Genomic DNA, 14,462 nt, shown 5'->3' on the forward strand with positions numbered 1-14,462 from the left:
GCACGACCACGCCGGGCAGGCTGGCGACCAGCACCAGGACGCCGTACGTGACCGCGGTGGCGACGCCGGCGGAGGCGCCGAGCCCGGCCGCGGAGAATGCCCAGGCGGCGACCCCCTCGCGCGGGCCCCAGCCGGCGACGTTGGTCGGCACCGCCATCGCCAGCAGCACGAGCAGCGCGAGCGGCAGCAGCCGGACCGGTGACGCGGGTACCCCGGCGGTGCGGGCCGCGACCCAAAAGACCGCCAGGTGGCCGACGACCGCGAGGCCGGACAGCAGCGCCACCCCGAGCGGTGACCCGCGGGTGGCGAGGGCGTGCAGGTCCGTGCGGAGCACCGGCACCGCGACGCGGACGACGAGCAGACCCACCGCGGCCGCGGCGACCGCGACGAGCAGCACGCGCGGCATCGAGGAGCGGACCGGGGACGGCAGCACCAGCAGGACCACCACCGCCACGGCCCCCTGGGTGACCTGCCCCGCCACCCGCTCCCAGGCGACCGCCCGCAGCGCGCGACCGGTGGCCCGGACCTCCCGGCCGTGCCGCACCCCCCGGTGCACGTCGCCGACGACGCCGCCGGGCAGCGTGGTGTTGAGCAGCTGGGCACGGTACGACGCCGCGACCGCCGTCCGCAGGGGCAGGTCCAGGCCCAGGCCGGCGGCGACCAGCCGCCACCGCCACGCACCGCAGACCGTGGTCGCGACGGTGACCGCGGACGCGGCGCCGACCGCCCAGGCGTCGAGGGCGCGCAGCCCGTCGACGAACGGGCCGGCGCCGACCCGGGCGACCAGCAGCACCAGCACGCCGGCGCCGGCCAGCAGCCGCGCCCACCGCCAGCGCCCGGCGGTCACGCGGCCACCCCGCACAGCACGCGGGCGACCCGCTCGGTGGTCGCCGGCCAGCCCGCGAGAGCCTCGCGCCGGGCCCGGGCGGCCTCCCGCAGCCCGGCGCGCAGCGCCGCGCTCGGTCAGCCACCGCTCCAGCGCCGTGCCCAGCGCGTCGGCGTCGTGCGGCGGCACCAGCAGCCCGGGGCGCCGGCCGTCCGGCAGCGTGCCCAGCGCCTCGGGGACGCCGCCGACGGTGGTCGCGACCACCGGCAGCCCGCGGGCGAGCGCCTCGGTGACGACCATCCCGTAGCTCTCCAGCCGGGTCGGCAGCACCAGCAGGTCCGCCGACGCGTACGCCGCGGCGAGGGCGTCACCGCGCAGGGCGTCGTGGAAGCAGACCCGGTCCGCCAGGCCGGCGCCCGCCACCTGGCGCCGGACCCGGGCGACGTACGCCGGGTCGCGGGTCAGCGAGCCGACGACGCTGCACCGCCAGGGCAGGCCGGAGACGCCGGCGAGCGCCGAGACCAGCAGGTCGTGGCCCTTGTGCCGGGACACCGCCGCGACGCAGAGCAGCCGGCCGCCGGTCGGCGTGCCCCGCGCCAGGCCGGCGGGGTCGACCCCGGGCTCGGCGACGTGCACCCGCTCGGGACGCAGGCCGTGCCGCTCGAGCAGCAGGCAGCGGGTCCACCGGCTCGTGGTCAGCACCGCCCCGGCGGCGGCCAGCACCGCGTGCTCGGCCGCGCCGAGCGGCATGTGCACCAGGACGACCAGCCGCACCCGGGCGGACTGCGGCACCAGCACGGCGGCCGCGGCCGCGGCGACCAGGCCGTCCACCAGCAGCAGCACGTCGTCCGGCACCCCCGCCACGACGGAGGCCAGCGCGGCGAGCGCCGCGGCGTCCGGTCGCGGCCAGCACCCCGGCACGGCGTGCTCGTGCACCCTCCAGCCCGCCGACCGCAGGCCGTCGAGCACCCGCCGGTCGTAGGCGTTGCCGCCACTCGGCCGGGCCGGGTCGTCCAGCCCCTCGGGCACGACGGCGTGCACGGTGCCCGTGCGCGGCGGCCGGCCGGTCACGGTGCCCGCTCGTAGCTGGCCCACGCGACGGGCGACTCGTGCAGCGTCACCGCGATCGCGGCGAGCTCGTCGGCGTCGAGGCCGAGGGCGCCCTGCCGGACCCGGTCGGCCAGCCGGTCCGCGACGACCTGCGCGAGCACCTCGGTGGTGGTGTTCAGCCCGGCCAGCGACGGGTCCTCGTCGAGGTTGCCGTAGGACAGCGCGCCGACGACGGCGTGCAGCTCCTCGGCCGCCCGCCCGATGTCGACGACTATCCCGTCGGCGTCCAGCCGCGCGCGGCGGAACGTCACGTCCACCACGAACGTGGCCCCGTGCAGCTGCTGCGCCGGGCCGAACACCTCGCCGCGCAGGCTGTGGGCGACCATCATGTGGTCGCGGACCGTCACGCTGAACACGGCACCGCCCCCGTCCCGTAGGTGAGTGAGTGGCACAGCGCCGGCAGGTCGCCGGTGGCGAGTCGCGGCATCACCTCCGGCAGCTCCTCGAACCGGGACTCGCCGGTCAGCAGGACGTCGTACGCCGGGTCGCGCAGCAGGTCCAGGGCGAGGGCGAGCCGCTCGCGGGTGGTCCGGCGGCCGCGGCGCGCCGCCGCGACGGTGCCCACCTGGCTGGCCCGCACCGCCAGCCGCCCCGAGTGGAACGAGCCGCCCAGCGACACGGTGGTCTCCGCGTCGCCGTACCAGCTCAGCTCGAGCACCTCCGCCTCCGGCGCCAGCAGGTCGAGGGACAGCTGCAGCCCCGCGGACGTGGCGGTGGTGTGCACCACCAGGTCGCGGCCCCCGGGCGCGGCGTCGGGCTCCGCGAACGACGCGCCCAGCGCGGCCGCGACGGGCGCCCGGCCGGCGTCCACGTCGACGAGCGTCACCTCGACGCCGGGGACCTGCGCGAGCAGCCGGGCGACGCAGCAGCCGACCATGCCGGCCCCGACCACGGCGACCCGGTCGCCGAGGAGGGGAGCGGCGTCCCACAGGGCGTTCACGGCGGTCTCGACGGCCCCGGCGAGCACCGCCCGGGCGGTCGGCACCCCGTCGGGGACCAGCGTGAGCGCGTCGACGGGGACGACGTACGCCGTCTGGTGCGGGTAGAGGCAGAACACCGTCCGTCCCCGCAGCGCGGCCGGTCCCTCCTCCACGACTCCGACGCTGAGGTAGCCGTACTTGACCGGTCCCGGGAAGTCGCCGTCCTGGAACGGCGCCCGCATCACCGCGTGCTGGCTGACCGGCACCCCGCCGCGGAACACCAGCGACTCGGTGCCGCGGCTCACCCCGGACCGCAGGGTGCGCACCAGCGCCTCGCCCGCGCCCGGCCGCGGCAGCCGGACGCGGCGGATCTCGCCGGCACCGGGGCCGCTCACCCAGAACGCCTGCGCCTCAGTCTCCATCGGCCCTTCCCACCCGCCCCCGTTGAACCGGGACCGCCACCCGTCCGTCTACCTGCTGTCCCCCCATGAACGGAGGCCGGGTGCCGATGGTTCAACGTGGTCCGATGCTCGGCCTGCTCGCGCAGCTGTCCGTGCTGGCCGGGCTCGCCGCGACGGTCGGGCTCGGCGCCCCCGGCTGGGCGGTCGGCCTGGCCTGCGGCTCCGTCACGGCGGGCGCCCTGACGGTGGCGCTGCCCGCCCATGGTCTGGACCGGTTGGGCCCGGCGGACCGGGTCACGCTGACCCGCGCCGTGCTCGTCGGCGGGGTCGCCGCGCTGGTGGCCGCCCACCCGGCGCCGGTGGCGCTGCTCGTCGGGCTGGCCGCGGTGGCGCTGGTGCTCGACCGGGTGGACGGCGAGGTGGCGCGGCGCACCGGATCGGTCTCCGGGTTCGGTGCGGCGTTCGACATGGAGGTCGACGCGTTCCTGGTCCTCGTGCTCAGCGTGTACGTCGCCCGCACCGCCGGGGCGTGGGTCCTGCTGATCGGTCTCGCGCGCTACGCGCTCTGGGTCGCGGGGCGGTTCGCGCCATGGCTGCGGGAGCCGGTGCCGACCCGGCCGTGGGCCAAGGTGGTCGCCGCCGTCCAGGGGGGTGGTGCTGACCGCGGTCGCGGCCGACCTGCTCCCCGCCGCGGTGGAGGTGACCGCTCTCGTGCTGGCCCTGGTCCTGCTCACCGAGTCCTTCGCCCACCAGGTCCTCTGGCTCCGGCGGCACCGGGTGCCTGCCCCGGTCCGGGTCGGGGTGCCGACGTGAGGGCCGCCGGCCGGACAGCGACGGGGGTGCTGACCGGCCTGGCCCTCGCGCTGGTGTGGGTCGCGCTCGTGGTGCCGGACCAGCTCGCGCTGCTCACCCCGTCGGCGGCCGTGCGGATCCCGCTCGAGGTCGTGCTGCTCGGCCTGCTGGTGCTGGTCGTGCCCTGGCGGGCCGCCCGGGTCGTGCTGGTGCTGCTCGGGGTGCTGCTCGGCCTGCTGACCGTGGTCAAGGTGCTCGACATGGGGTTCTACGCGAGCCTCAACCGCCCCTTCGACTCGGTGATCGACTGGCGCTACCTGGGCTCGGCCGTCGGGCTGGTCGACGACTCCGTGGGCCGGCCGGCCGCGGTCGCCGCGGTGGTCCTCGCGGCGCTGGCCGTGCTGGCGCTGCTGGTGGTGATGCCGCTGGCGCTGCTGCGACTGGCGCGGGTCGCCACCCGGCACCGGCAGGGCACGCTGCGCGGCGTCGTCGCGCTCGGCACCGCCTGGGTGCTCTGCGCGGTGCTCGGCGTGCACGCGGCGCAGGGCGCGGACGTCGCGTCGACCAGCACGTCGACGTACGCCATCGGCCAGGTGCGCCGGATCCCCTCGGAGCTCCGCGACCAGCGGGCCTTCGCCCGGGCGGCGCAGGCCGACCCTCTGCGCCGCACGCCGGGAAGCCGGCTGCTGACCGGGCTCCGCGGCAAGGACGTGCTGTTCGTGTTCGTGGAGAGCTACGGCCGGGTCGCGGTCCAGGACTCCTCGATGGCGCCCGGCGTGGACCGGGTGCTGGCCGACGGCACCCGGCGGCTGGACGCCGCGGGCTTCGGGTCGCGCAGCGCCTTCCTCACCTCCCCGACGTTCGGCGCGATCAGCTGGCTGGCGCACTCCACGCTGCAGTCCGGGCTCTGGGTCGACAGCCAGCAGCGGTACGACGCGCTGGTCACCAGCCCGCGCTTCACGCTCAGCCAGGCCTTCGGGCGGGCCGGCTGGCGCACCGTGAGCGACGTGCCGGCCGACACCCACGACTGGCCGCAGGGCGCGTTCTACCACTACGACCGGCTCTACGACTCGCGCAACGTCGGCTACCGCGGGCCCCGGTTCGGCTACCCGACGATGCCCGACCAGTACACCCTGGACGCGTTCCACCGTCTCGAGCTCGCCCGGCAGCACCGGCGGCCGGTGATGGCCGAGATCGACCTGATCAGCAGCCACGCCCCGTGGTCCCGGACCCCGCACCTGATCGACCAGGCCGCGGTCGGGGACGGGTCGGTGTTCGACGGGATGCCCGAGACGCTGCCCTCCGAGACGCAGGTCTGGCGGTCGCCGGAGCGGGTGCGGGCGGCCTACGGGCAGTCGATCGAGTACTCCCTGTCGGCGATCGTGTCCTACCTCGAGCACTACGGCGACGACCGGACGGTGCTCGTGTTCCTCGGCGACCACCAGCCGGCCCCGGTGGTCTCCGGGGCCGGTGCCGACCACGACGTGCCGGTGACCGTGGTGGCCAAGGACCCCGCGGTGCTGCACCGGATCGACTCCTGGCACTGGCAGCCCGGACTGCACCCGTCGCCGGCCGCCCCGGTGTGGCGGATGGACGCGTTCCGGGACCGGTTCCTCTCCGCGTTCGGGCCGTGACCGGCCACACTGAACCTCCGGGAGCGGTGCCCCGTTACACCAGGGGAGGTGAGATGGCAGACCACGAGGTCGCACTCATGCAGCAGCTGCACGACGAGCACGCCGCTGCGCTGTGGGGCTACTGCCTGAGCCTGACCGGCCACGACCGGGCCCGCGCCGAGGACGTCACGCAGGAGACCCTGCTGCGCGCCTGGCGCAACCGTGCCGTGCTCGACCGGCCCGGGTCCGCGGTCCGTGCCTGGCTGTTCACCGTCGCCCGCAACATCGTCATCGACGAGTGGCGGACCCGCCGCTCGCAGTCCGAGCTGACCGTGGCCGAGGTCCCCGAGCGGGCCGACGACGGCGACCGCACCGACCGGCTGCTGCTGTCCTGGGTGGTCGACGACGCGCTCACCCGGCTCTCGGAGGAGCACCGCGCGGTGCTGCTCGAGTGCTACTACCGGGGGATGCCGGTCGCCGAGGCAGCCCGTCACCTCGGGGTGCCGGAGGGCACAGTGAAGTCCCGCACGCACTACGCGCTGCGGGCGCTGAGGCTGGCGCTGGAGGAGATGGGGGTGACCGCATGAGCTGCGAGTTCGCGCACCAGGACGGCTCCTACGTCCTGGGCGCCCTGTCCTCGAGCGAGCGGATGGCGTTCGAGCACCACCTGGCGGCCTGCCCCGACTGCGCCCGGGCGGTGCGCCGGCTGGCCGGGCTCCCCGGGCTGCTGGCGCGGGTCGACGGGTCGGTGCTGGAGGGCGCGCCCGTCGCCGAGCCGGTGCCCGGGACGCTGCTGCCCCGGCTGGTCGCGGACGTACGACGGACCCGGCACCGCCGCACCGTGCTCACCGGAGCCGTCGCGGCCGCTGCGCTGGTGGTCGCCGGCGTCGTGCCGGTCGTGGTCGCCGAGGCGCTGTCGCACGACCGGCCCTCGGCGGCGGCACCGGCCGTCACCGGCAGCCCGGCACCCGGCACCCCCATGGTGCCGCTGGGCGGCGCGCCGGTGCGGGCCACGATCGCCCTCGACCCCGTCGCGTGGGGGACCCGGCTGGACCTGGCCTGCACCTACGAGCCGCGTGCCGACCAGTACGAGCTGCCGGCCGTGGCGACGTACGTCCTGGTCGTGCGCACCCGCGACGGCCGCACCGAGCAGGTCGGCACCTGGCGGTCGATCGGCGGCCGGACGATGCGGCTCACCGCCGCCACCTCGGTGCGGCGCTCGCAGATCGCCTCAGTGGAGGTGCGCACCACGAGCGGCAGACGGGTGCTGCAGCTGACCGCGTGAGTCGGCACGCAGCGTGCCGGCCAGCAGCACGGCGCCCCCGACGATGGCCACGACCTCGCTGACCGCCGCGGTCCAGACCGGCCAGCCGATCCAGTGCTCGTGCACGCCGAAGAGCCCCACCGTCGCCGCCACGACGAAGGCGCCGAGCGTCGAGACCCCGAAGCCGAGCGCCAGCAGCGCGGGCAGCCAGTGCCGCCACCGCACCAGCAGCACCGCGATGACCAGGCCGCCGGCGGCGTTCAGCAGGAACGCCGGACCGATCACGGCCTGGCCGCTGAAGACGTCGAACCACAGGTAGAGGTGCACGGCCGCCGAGACCAGCACCGCTGCGGCCGTCACGAGTCGCATGTTCATGACACTCTCCGCTCTCCGAGTCGCTCCGGCGGGCGCCGGGCCTCATCGGAGAGACGGAGCGGGGCAACGGACGGTTCATCGGGGCCACACTCCCGACGACGGGTCAATGGCCCGACCGGTCCGATCTGCTCACCGTTTCAGTCCTCTTGATGGTGCTATAAGGCTATTTCACTTTTTATGGCAAGTTGCGGCTTAAGTTACGTGTCAAGGTGGTGCCCTGGCCGGTTCCACCGGCCGGGAGCGGGGCAGTGATACGTCCGGGTGATTGGTCGCCCAGGTGCCGGACGAGGAGCCAGAGGCGAAACCGACGCTCGTCGAGTCGGTCCGCGCCCAAGGGGTTCCCGCATGAGCATCACGCGTACGGTCATGGCCGCACTCACCGTCCTCGCGGCGCTGACGTCGCAGGCCCCGCTCGACGCCGCGTCCCACGGCACAGTGGTGGTCGCCTCCTCCTCGGTCGACCTGGCCCGCTACGGGAGCCCGGCCGTGCCGCGGACCGCGAGCGCGCGGCGTGCGGCGACCCGGTACAGCTTCCTGAACACCGACGACCTGGGGCGCCCGGCCCGCTGGAACCCCTGCAAGCCGATCACCTGGCGCTACAACCCGGCCCGGCAGCGCGGGGCCAGCGACCTGCGTGACGTCCGGGCGAGCGTCGCCCGGCTGGCCGCGGCCACCGGGCTCCGGTACGTGTACGCCGGCACCACCAGCGACCAGCCCTACCGCCCGCAGAAGGGCAACAGCACCGACGAGGACCTGCTGATCGGCTGGGGCAACCAGGCCACCCTCCCGGACCTGGCCGGCTCGGTGGCCGGGTACGGCGGCACCACCACGCGCTACCAGATCAGCGCGGACGGCGTCCGGGGGCCGCAGGAGATCGTGTCGGCGCAGTTGGTGCTGGACCACGACGGTGCGGCGCTGGCGCCGGGCCTGGGTCACGGGTACTCCCTGGGCGCACTGGTCCTGCACGAGCTCGGTCACACCGCCGGCCTGGGGCACAGCGCCTTCGCAGGCGACGTGATGTACCCAAACGTCAACGGGGCGTTCACCGGCGGCTACGCCGCCGGCGACCTGGCCGGCCTGCGGCTGCTCGGTGCGACGAACGGGTGCTTCGCCTCGCCGCTGCGCTAGCCGGCGGACGGACTACCGCAGGGCGGCCAGCCGTCGGCGCACCAGGAGCGCGCCGACCGTCGCGACCAGGACCTCCTGCGGCATCCGCTTCGTCGACTCGACCTGGATCCGGCCGTGGAAGTCGTCCCACCCCTGCGGGAACGGCGACCCGCCGACGAACAGGTCCCACGGCTTGTCGGTGTCGGGGAAGGCGGCGCCCAGCATGCCCGCCACCACCCGGGTGCGGCGTCCGCGCGGCGTGGCCCGCGCGACCAGCGTCATCGCGGCCAGTCCGACGAGCCCGTCGGCGACCGCGATCGGCAGCACGTCGCGGATCGAGGTCCCGCCCCAGTGCGGCACGGCGTCCATCGCGAAGTGCGACACGACGCCGGCGGCGAACGCGCAGACGGGTCCCGGGGCGACGCTCCCGATCAGCGCACCGGCGAGCACGTGGTTGGTGATGAGCACCCCTGGAGGGTAGGTCACCCACCTGAGAGCACCCGGGACCGACGTTGTGGAAGGGTTGGCCCATGAATCCTGATGCCCGTTCGGCCGACTGGTGGAAGTCGGCAGTCGTCTACCAGATCTACCCCCGCTCGTTCCTGGACAGCAACGGGGACGGGATCGGGGACATCCCCGGGATCACCTCGAAGCTCGACTACCTCGCCGACCTCGGCATCGACGTGCTCTGGCTCTCGCCGGTCTACTCCTCGCCGATGGACGACAACGGCTACGACATCAGCAACTACGAGGACGTCGACCCGCTGTTCGGGTCGCTGACCGACCTCGACGACCTGATCGCCGGCGCCCACGAGCGCGGCATCAAGCTGGTGATGGACCTGGTCGTGAACCACACCTCCGACGAGCACACCTGGTTCCAGGAGTCCCGCGACCCCGCATCGCCGAAGGCCGACTGGTACTGGTGGCGGCCGCCGCGCGAGGGCTTCGAGGGCGGCACCGAGGGGGCCGAGCCGAACAACTGGGCGTCGGTCTTCTCCGGGTCCGCCTGGCAGTACGACGAGCGGCGCGGGGAGTACTTCCTGCACGTCTTCAGCAAGAAGCAGCCCGACCTCAACTGGGAGAACCCCGAGGTCCGCGACGCGGTCTACGCGATGATGCGCCGCTGGGTCGAGCGCGGCGTCGACGGCTTCCGGATGGACGTCATCAACCTGATCTCCAAGGACCCGTCGCTGCCGGACGGCACGAGGCAGCCCGGCAAGAAGTACGCCTCGAGCGAGGGGGCGGTGGCCAACGGTCCGCGGCTGCACGAGTTCCTCGCCGAGATGAACCGCGAGGTGGGGCTCTCGGCGCAGAACCTGCTCACGGTCGGGGAGATGCCGGGCAGCACCATCGAGCTGGCCCGCGAGGTCACCGACCCGGCGCGCGACGAGCTCAACATGGTCTTCACCTTCGAGCACGTCGGGCTCGACGAGCAGACCGGGCTCGGCAAGTGGGCGCTGCTGGACCTCGAGCTCCCGGTCCTGAAGTCCAACCTCGCCGAGTGGCAGCGCGGCCTGGCCGACGTGGGCTGGAACTCCCTCTACCTCGACAACCACGACCAGCCGCGGGCGGTCTCGCGGTTCGGCGACGACAGCCCGGAGCACCGGGTCTCCTCGGCCAAGACGCTGGCGACGGTGCTGCACCTGCACCGCGGCACGCCCTACGTCTACCAGGGCGAGGAGCTCGGGATGACGAACAGCTACTTCACCAGCATCGAGCAGTACCAGGACCTCGAGGCGATCAACTGGTACCGCGAGGAGCTCGAGGCGGGCCGCGACAGCGCGGACCTGCTCCGGTCCCTGGCCGCCAAGGGTCGCGACAACGCGCGCACCCCGATGCACTGGGACGACTCCGAGCACGCCGGCTTCACGACCGGCGAGCCGTGGCTCCCCGCGCACCCCAACAAGGACCACATCAACGCCGCCGCGGCGGTGGCCGACGAGGACTCGGTCTTCCACCACTTCCGCAGGCTCATCGCGCTGCGGCACGCCGACCCGGTCGTGGTCGACGGCACCTTCGACCTGCTGCTGCCCGAGGACGAGCAGCTGTGGGTGTTCACCCGGACCCTCGGCGACGACGTCCGCCTGGTGCTGGCGAACTGCTCCTCGGAGCCCGCGAAGGTCGAGGCGTCCGACGTACCCGACCTCGCGGCGGCGACCCTGCTGCTGGGCACGCACGAGGGGGACGGGCTCGAGCTGGCGCCCTGGGAGTCGCGGATCTACGCGCTGTGACCCCGACCGGGTGCGCTGCCCGCCGGGCGGTGCAGCGCCCCCGGGGCCGCGGCTTGGAGCAGGCCGTCGATGCCGGCGGCCGGGAGCGGGTGGGCGAAGTAGTAGCCCTGGGCCTGGTCGGCGCCGATCGAGGTCAGCACCTCGCGCTGCCTGCGCGTCTCGACCCCCCTCGGCCACCACCACGAGGTCGAGGGCGTGCGCGAGGTTGGTGACCGCGGCGACGATCGCCGCACCCCGTGACCCGTGCTCCACGTCGGCCACGAAGCTCTGGTCGATCTTGAGCACGTCGATCGGCAGCCGGTGCAGGTAGCTCAGCGACGAGTAGCCGGTGCCGAAGTCGTCGAGCGCGATCCGCACCCCGAGCGCCTTGAGGTGGTGCAGCACCAGCAGCGCCCGCTCGCTGTCCTCGATGAGGATCGTCTCGGTCACCTCGAGCACCAGGCTCCGCGGCGCGATCCCGGTGGCCGCGAGGACGGAGGTCACCTCGGCCACGAAGTCGGGCTGCATGAGCTGCCGGGCCGACACGTTCACCGCGAGGTCGAACGGTGAGTCGGGGTGGTCGATCCGCCAGCGCACCGCGTCGGTGCAGGCCTGTGTGAGCACCCAGGTGCCGAGCCGGTTCATCAGGCCGCTCTGCTCGGCCACGGCGACGATCGACGGCGGCGAGATCGGCCCCCGGTCCGGGTGGTTCCAGCGCAGCAGCGCCTCCACGCCGCAGACCAGTCCGTCCCGGCAGCGCACCAGCGGCTGGTAGACGAGATCCAGCCCGTTCTCGGTGAGCGCGGTCCGCAGGTCGCGGCTCAGCCGTCCGGACTCGTTGTGCTGCACCGCGTCCCGCAGGTCGACGACCTCGTGGACGAGGCCGCGGCGCTTCGCGTCGTACATCGCACTGTCGGCCTCGGCGATCAGCACCTCGGTGACGTACTCGCCCGGGCCGGCGAAGGCGACCCCGATGCTGGCGGTCAGGGTCAGCGCGGTGCCGGAGGTCGCGAACGGCGTGGAGAACGCGCTGCGGATCCGGTCGGCGAGCACCTCCACGTCCCTCAGGTCGTCGAGGTCCTCGCACAGCAGCACGAACTCGTCGCCGTACAGCCGGGCCAGGGTGTCGCTCGGCCGCAGCAGCCCGGACAGCCGACGACCCACCCCGCGCAGCAGCTCGTCGCCCACCTGGTGGCCGTGCGTGTCGTTGACCTGCTTGAAGCGGTCGAGGTCGATGAACAGGATCGCCGCCTGGGCGCCGGAGCGCTGCGCACGACGGCTGGCCTGCTCGATCCGTTCCTGCAGCAGGAGCCGGTTCGGCAGGCCGGTCAGGGCGTCGTGCATGGCCAGGTGCTGGAACCGGGCATGGCTGCGGGTGGTCTCCTCGCGGGCCCGGGCGTTGAGCAGGTAGGCCGCGGCCACGTTCGCGAGGGTCTGGGCGACCTCCATGGCGTGGCCGCTGAGGTCACCCGGGGTTCCGCGGTACAGGTCGAGGGCACCGAAGCGGCCGTCCGCGTGGCGCAGCGGGAACGTGAAGACCGCCGCGAGGCCCGCCTCCACCGCGGCCGGCCCGAACTCCGGGAAGCGGTGGTCCACACTCAGGTCGGGGACGGCCACCGCGCTGCCCGACTCGAAGGCGAGCACGCACGGGCCCTGGGCCAGGTCGGTCTGCAGCCGCTCGAACAGCAGCGCGGACTCGTCCGACGCGGCGACGTAGCGCGGGCTGACCCCGGGGTCGATCAGCGTGACCCCGGCGGAGGTGACCGGCAGGACGTCGACGATCCGTTCGACCAGGTGGTCCAGGATGGCCGTGAGGGGGAAGTCGGTCGCGAGCGTGAACGCCAGCTCGCTGAGGACCGCTGACAGCTTGCCTTCGTCGACCATGTGTTTTCCCCCGCGCAGGAGTGGTCCCGCGCGCGGTCCGGACAGGGTGGCGCTGTCAGCGTAAGCGCGGCGAGCCGGCGAGGGGGGTGTGCCGGCCGATGTCGGGACGAGTTTTGGGCGCCGGGAAGGATACCTGTCCCTTCTGCCCGATTTCGCGGTGGACGGTCGCTCTTGGCATCATGGGTGGCTGTCCGCGTCAGGACCGCCCGGCTGCCTGTTCCCGGGTCCGGGGTTCGGGCCCTCGCGTAGGCTGTGCCTGCCGGGCCCGGACGCTCTCCGTCCGATCACCGAACACGAACGCTGGACCTGCCCTTGTCTGAGTCGACACCGCGACACCGCGACCGCGTGCGCTCCAAGCACCGCGTCCTCAAGACCGTGGCCCTTTCCTTGGCCGTGGTCCTGGTCGTGGTCCTCACCGGCGGGTTCTTCGTCTACCGGCACCTGAACAACAACATCACCGGCATCGACATCACCGACGCGCTCGGCACCGACCGCCCTGCCGCGGTGAAGAAGGAGACCCCGCAGCAGCCGCTGAACATCCTGCTGCTCGGCTCCGACACCCGCGAGGGGCAGACCGGCCACATCGGCGGCGACACCCCCGGGCTGTCCGACACCACGATCCTGCTGCACATCTCCGGGGACCGGAAGCTGGCGTACGGCGTGAGCCTGCCCCGCGACGCGATGGTCGAGCGACCCACGTGCGAGCGCAAGGACGGCAACGGCACCGACCCCGGCGGCCTGAGCATGTTCAACGCGGCGTACGCCGTGGGCGGCCCGGCCTGCACGATCAAGACGGTCGAGAAGCTCACGAACGTGCGGATCAACCACTTCGTGGTCATCGACTTCAACGGCTTCCGCAAGATGGTCGACGCCCTCGGCGGTGTCGAGGTCTGCGTGCCCAAGGAGGTCAACGACACCACCGGGCACATCACGCTGCCGGCCGGCACCTACAACGTGAAGGGCCAGCGGGCGCTCGACTACGTCCGGGTCCGGCACGTCATCTCCGACAACGGGGACATCGGACGGATGAAGCGCCAGCAGACCTTCCTCGCCTCGATGGCGAACAAGGCGGTCTCCGCCGGCACGCTGGCCAACCCGGTGCGGCTCGTGCGCTTCCTCGACGCGGCCACCAAGTCGTTGACCACCGACACGGGGCTGTCCAGCCTGCAGAAGCTCGGTGGCCTCGCCAAGTCGCTCCAGGGCGTCGGCCTCGACCAGGTCCAGTTCCTCACCGTGCCGTTCGAGTCCTACGAGCCGGACCCGAACCGGCTGCAGTGGGCGCCCGGCGCCGACCGGCTCTGGTACCGCATCCGCAACGACATGCCGATCAACAAGCGGTTCGCCTCCGAGGTGACCACCGCCGCCAAGGACCCGTCGGCGTCGGCGTCGCCGAAGCCGGGTGCGAGCAGCACGCCCAGCCCGAGCGCCGACCCCTCCACCGACGAGGCAGCCGCCGCCAAGGCCGCCGAGAACGGGCTCTGCGCCTAGGCCCTGCGGGTGGCCGGTACGACGCAGGCCGCCGTCACCGGGGCACCTTCGCAGCAGGGCCGGATGTAGCCGCACCGGTCGCACCGCGAGTGCGAGGTCTCCCAGCGCATCGTGGCGCCGCAGTTGTCGCAGTCCATGTCGTTCATCGTTCGCATCCTGCCAGGGGAGGCCCTGGCGGCAGCGGTATGACGCGGGAAGACTCTCGAAAAGTTCTGCACAACCGGGCTCCACGGGGCTGTTCGTGGGCGGTTCTGTCGGTGGTTGCTGGGAGAGTTTCCTCATGCAGGCAACGAGATCGGCCCCCGACAGCGTGGTGGCGACGCTGGAGGCGGTGTCGCGGCTGCACGCGGTCCGGACCGATGCGGACGCGGCGTTGTTCGAGCTGGCGGCGGTGTTCGCCGACCAGCACAGCGGGGACACGCTGCCCCGCTCGGACCGGGGGCCGGCGGGCGGCGAGCGGGCGGTCCGGGTC

12 protein-coding genes and 2 pseudogenes are annotated in these 14,462 nt (G+C 73.8%); 6 read left to right on the forward strand and 8 right to left on the reverse strand.

The window, feature by feature from the left end; genetic code table 11:
- Positions 1 to 76: 76 nt before the first annotated feature.
- The 3 genes and pseudogenes from KRR39_RS00005 to KRR39_RS00020 form a co-directional block, all read right to left on the reverse strand.
- Positions 77 to 1,576, reverse strand: a pseudogene (locus tag KRR39_RS00005) (glycosyltransferase); the annotation flags it as partial.
- A gap of 317 nt (positions 1,577 to 1,893) precedes the next feature.
- The gene (locus tag KRR39_RS00015; RefSeq protein WP_254185394.1) at positions 1,894 to 2,283 is read right to left on the reverse strand and encodes a 6-pyruvoyl trahydropterin synthase family protein; all 390 of its coding nucleotides are present in this window, start codon (positions 2,281 to 2,283) and stop codon (positions 1,894 to 1,896) included.
- Positions 2,280 to 3,278: a zinc-dependent alcohol dehydrogenase gene (locus KRR39_RS00020; RefSeq protein ID WP_216939807.1), complete on the reverse strand. Its 999-nt coding sequence runs from the start codon at positions 3,276 to 3,278 to the stop codon at positions 2,280 to 2,282. The genes KRR39_RS00015 and KRR39_RS00020 overlap by 4 nt, the downstream gene beginning before the upstream one ends.
- Before the next feature lie 65 nt (positions 3,279 to 3,343).
- Between KRR39_RS00020 and KRR39_RS00025 the strand changes: the two genes are divergently transcribed.
- The 3 genes from KRR39_RS00025 to KRR39_RS00035 are packed head-to-tail and all read left to right on the forward strand — an operon-like array spanning position 3,344 to position 6,947.
- Positions 3,344 to 5,683: a CDP-alcohol phosphatidyltransferase family protein gene (locus KRR39_RS00025; RefSeq protein WP_216939835.1), complete on the forward strand. Its 2,340-nt coding sequence runs from the start codon at positions 3,344 to 3,346 to the stop codon at positions 5,681 to 5,683.
- A gap of 53 nt (positions 5,684 to 5,736) precedes the next feature.
- Entirely contained in the window at positions 5,737 to 6,249 is a 513-nt protein-coding gene (locus tag KRR39_RS00030; RefSeq protein ID WP_216939811.1) for a sigma-70 family RNA polymerase sigma factor, read from the forward strand.
- A complete protein-coding gene (locus KRR39_RS00035; RefSeq protein WP_216939812.1) occupies positions 6,246 to 6,947 on the forward strand; it encodes an anti-sigma factor family protein in 702 nt (233 codons plus the stop codon). Before KRR39_RS00030 ends, KRR39_RS00035 begins: the two co-directional genes overlap by 4 nt.
- Here the strand turns inward: KRR39_RS00035 and KRR39_RS00040 are convergent.
- Entirely contained in the window at positions 6,894 to 7,301 is a 408-nt protein-coding gene (locus tag KRR39_RS00040) for a hypothetical protein (protein ID WP_216939813.1), read from the reverse strand. The genes KRR39_RS00035 and KRR39_RS00040 overlap by 54 nt on opposite strands.
- A gap of 345 nt (positions 7,302 to 7,646) precedes the next feature.
- Here KRR39_RS00040 and KRR39_RS00045 point away from each other — a divergent pair, with 345 nt between their 5' ends.
- On the forward strand, positions 7,647 to 8,429 hold the full coding sequence (locus KRR39_RS00045; RefSeq protein WP_216939814.1) for a matrixin family metalloprotease: 783 nt from the start codon (positions 7,647 to 7,649) through the stop codon (positions 8,427 to 8,429).
- Positions 8,430 to 8,441: 12 nt separating this feature from the next.
- Here the strand turns inward: KRR39_RS00045 and KRR39_RS00050 are convergent, their stop codons facing one another.
- The gene (locus KRR39_RS00050; protein WP_216939815.1) at positions 8,442 to 8,876 is read right to left on the reverse strand and encodes a hypothetical protein; all 435 of its coding nucleotides are present in this window, start codon (positions 8,874 to 8,876) and stop codon (positions 8,442 to 8,444) included.
- Between the two features lie 62 nt (positions 8,877 to 8,938).
- Here KRR39_RS00050 and KRR39_RS00055 point away from each other — a divergent pair, with 62 nt between their 5' ends.
- Entirely contained in the window at positions 8,939 to 10,639 is a 1,701-nt protein-coding gene (locus KRR39_RS00055) for an alpha-glucosidase (RefSeq protein ID WP_216939816.1), read from the forward strand.
- On the opposite strand, the gene KRR39_RS00060 is transcribed toward KRR39_RS00055, so the two are convergent.
- Positions 10,627 to 10,779: a hypothetical protein gene (locus tag KRR39_RS00060; RefSeq protein WP_216939836.1), complete on the reverse strand. Its 153-nt coding sequence runs from the start codon at positions 10,777 to 10,779 to the stop codon at positions 10,627 to 10,629. The genes KRR39_RS00055 and KRR39_RS00060 overlap by 13 nt on opposite strands.
- A gap of 85 nt (positions 10,780 to 10,864) precedes the next feature.
- Positions 10,865 to 12,502: pseudogene (locus KRR39_RS25740) on the reverse strand (putative bifunctional diguanylate cyclase/phosphodiesterase); the annotation flags it as partial.
- Positions 12,503 to 12,847: 345 nt separating this feature from the next.
- Here KRR39_RS25740 and KRR39_RS00075 point away from each other — a divergent pair.
- The gene (locus KRR39_RS00075; RefSeq protein ID WP_216939818.1) at positions 12,848 to 13,990 is read left to right on the forward strand and encodes an LCP family protein; all 1,143 of its coding nucleotides are present in this window, start codon (positions 12,848 to 12,850) and stop codon (positions 13,988 to 13,990) included.
- Here the strand turns inward: KRR39_RS00075 and KRR39_RS00080 are convergent.
- Complete coding sequence (locus KRR39_RS00080; protein ID WP_216939819.1) at positions 13,987 to 14,136, reverse strand: hypothetical protein; 150 nt, start codon at positions 14,134 to 14,136, stop codon at positions 13,987 to 13,989. The genes KRR39_RS00075 and KRR39_RS00080 overlap by 4 nt on opposite strands.
- Positions 14,137 to 14,462 lie beyond the last annotated feature (326 nt).

Origin of the sequence: Nocardioides panacis, from assembly GCF_019039255.1 — a bacterium.
GTDB lineage: Bacteria > Actinomycetota > Actinomycetes > Propionibacteriales > Nocardioidaceae > Nocardioides_B > Nocardioides_B panacis.

Coding starts and splice junctions, on each gene's coding strand:
- KRR39_RS00020 (WP_216939807.1), bottom strand. CDS start 3,278: ATGGAGACTGAGGCGCAGGCGTTCTGGGTGAGCGGCCCCGGTGCCGGC.
- KRR39_RS00025 (WP_216939835.1), top strand. CDS start 3,344: ATGAACGGAGGCCGGGTGCCGATGGTTCAACGTGGTCCGATGCTCGGC.
- KRR39_RS00030 (WP_216939811.1), top strand. CDS start 5,737: ATGGCAGACCACGAGGTCGCACTCATGCAGCAGCTGCACGACGAGCAC.
- KRR39_RS00035 (WP_216939812.1), top strand. CDS start 6,246: ATGAGCTGCGAGTTCGCGCACCAGGACGGCTCCTACGTCCTGGGCGCC.
- KRR39_RS00040 (WP_216939813.1), bottom strand. CDS start 7,301: ATGAACATGCGACTCGTGACGGCCGCAGCGGTGCTGGTCTCGGCGGCC.
- KRR39_RS00045 (WP_216939814.1), top strand. CDS start 7,647: ATGAGCATCACGCGTACGGTCATGGCCGCACTCACCGTCCTCGCGGCG.
- KRR39_RS00055 (WP_216939816.1), top strand. CDS start 8,939: ATGAATCCTGATGCCCGTTCGGCCGACTGGTGGAAGTCGGCAGTCGTC.
- KRR39_RS00080 (WP_216939819.1), bottom strand. CDS start 14,136: ATGAACGACATGGACTGCGACAACTGCGGCGCCACGATGCGCTGGGAG.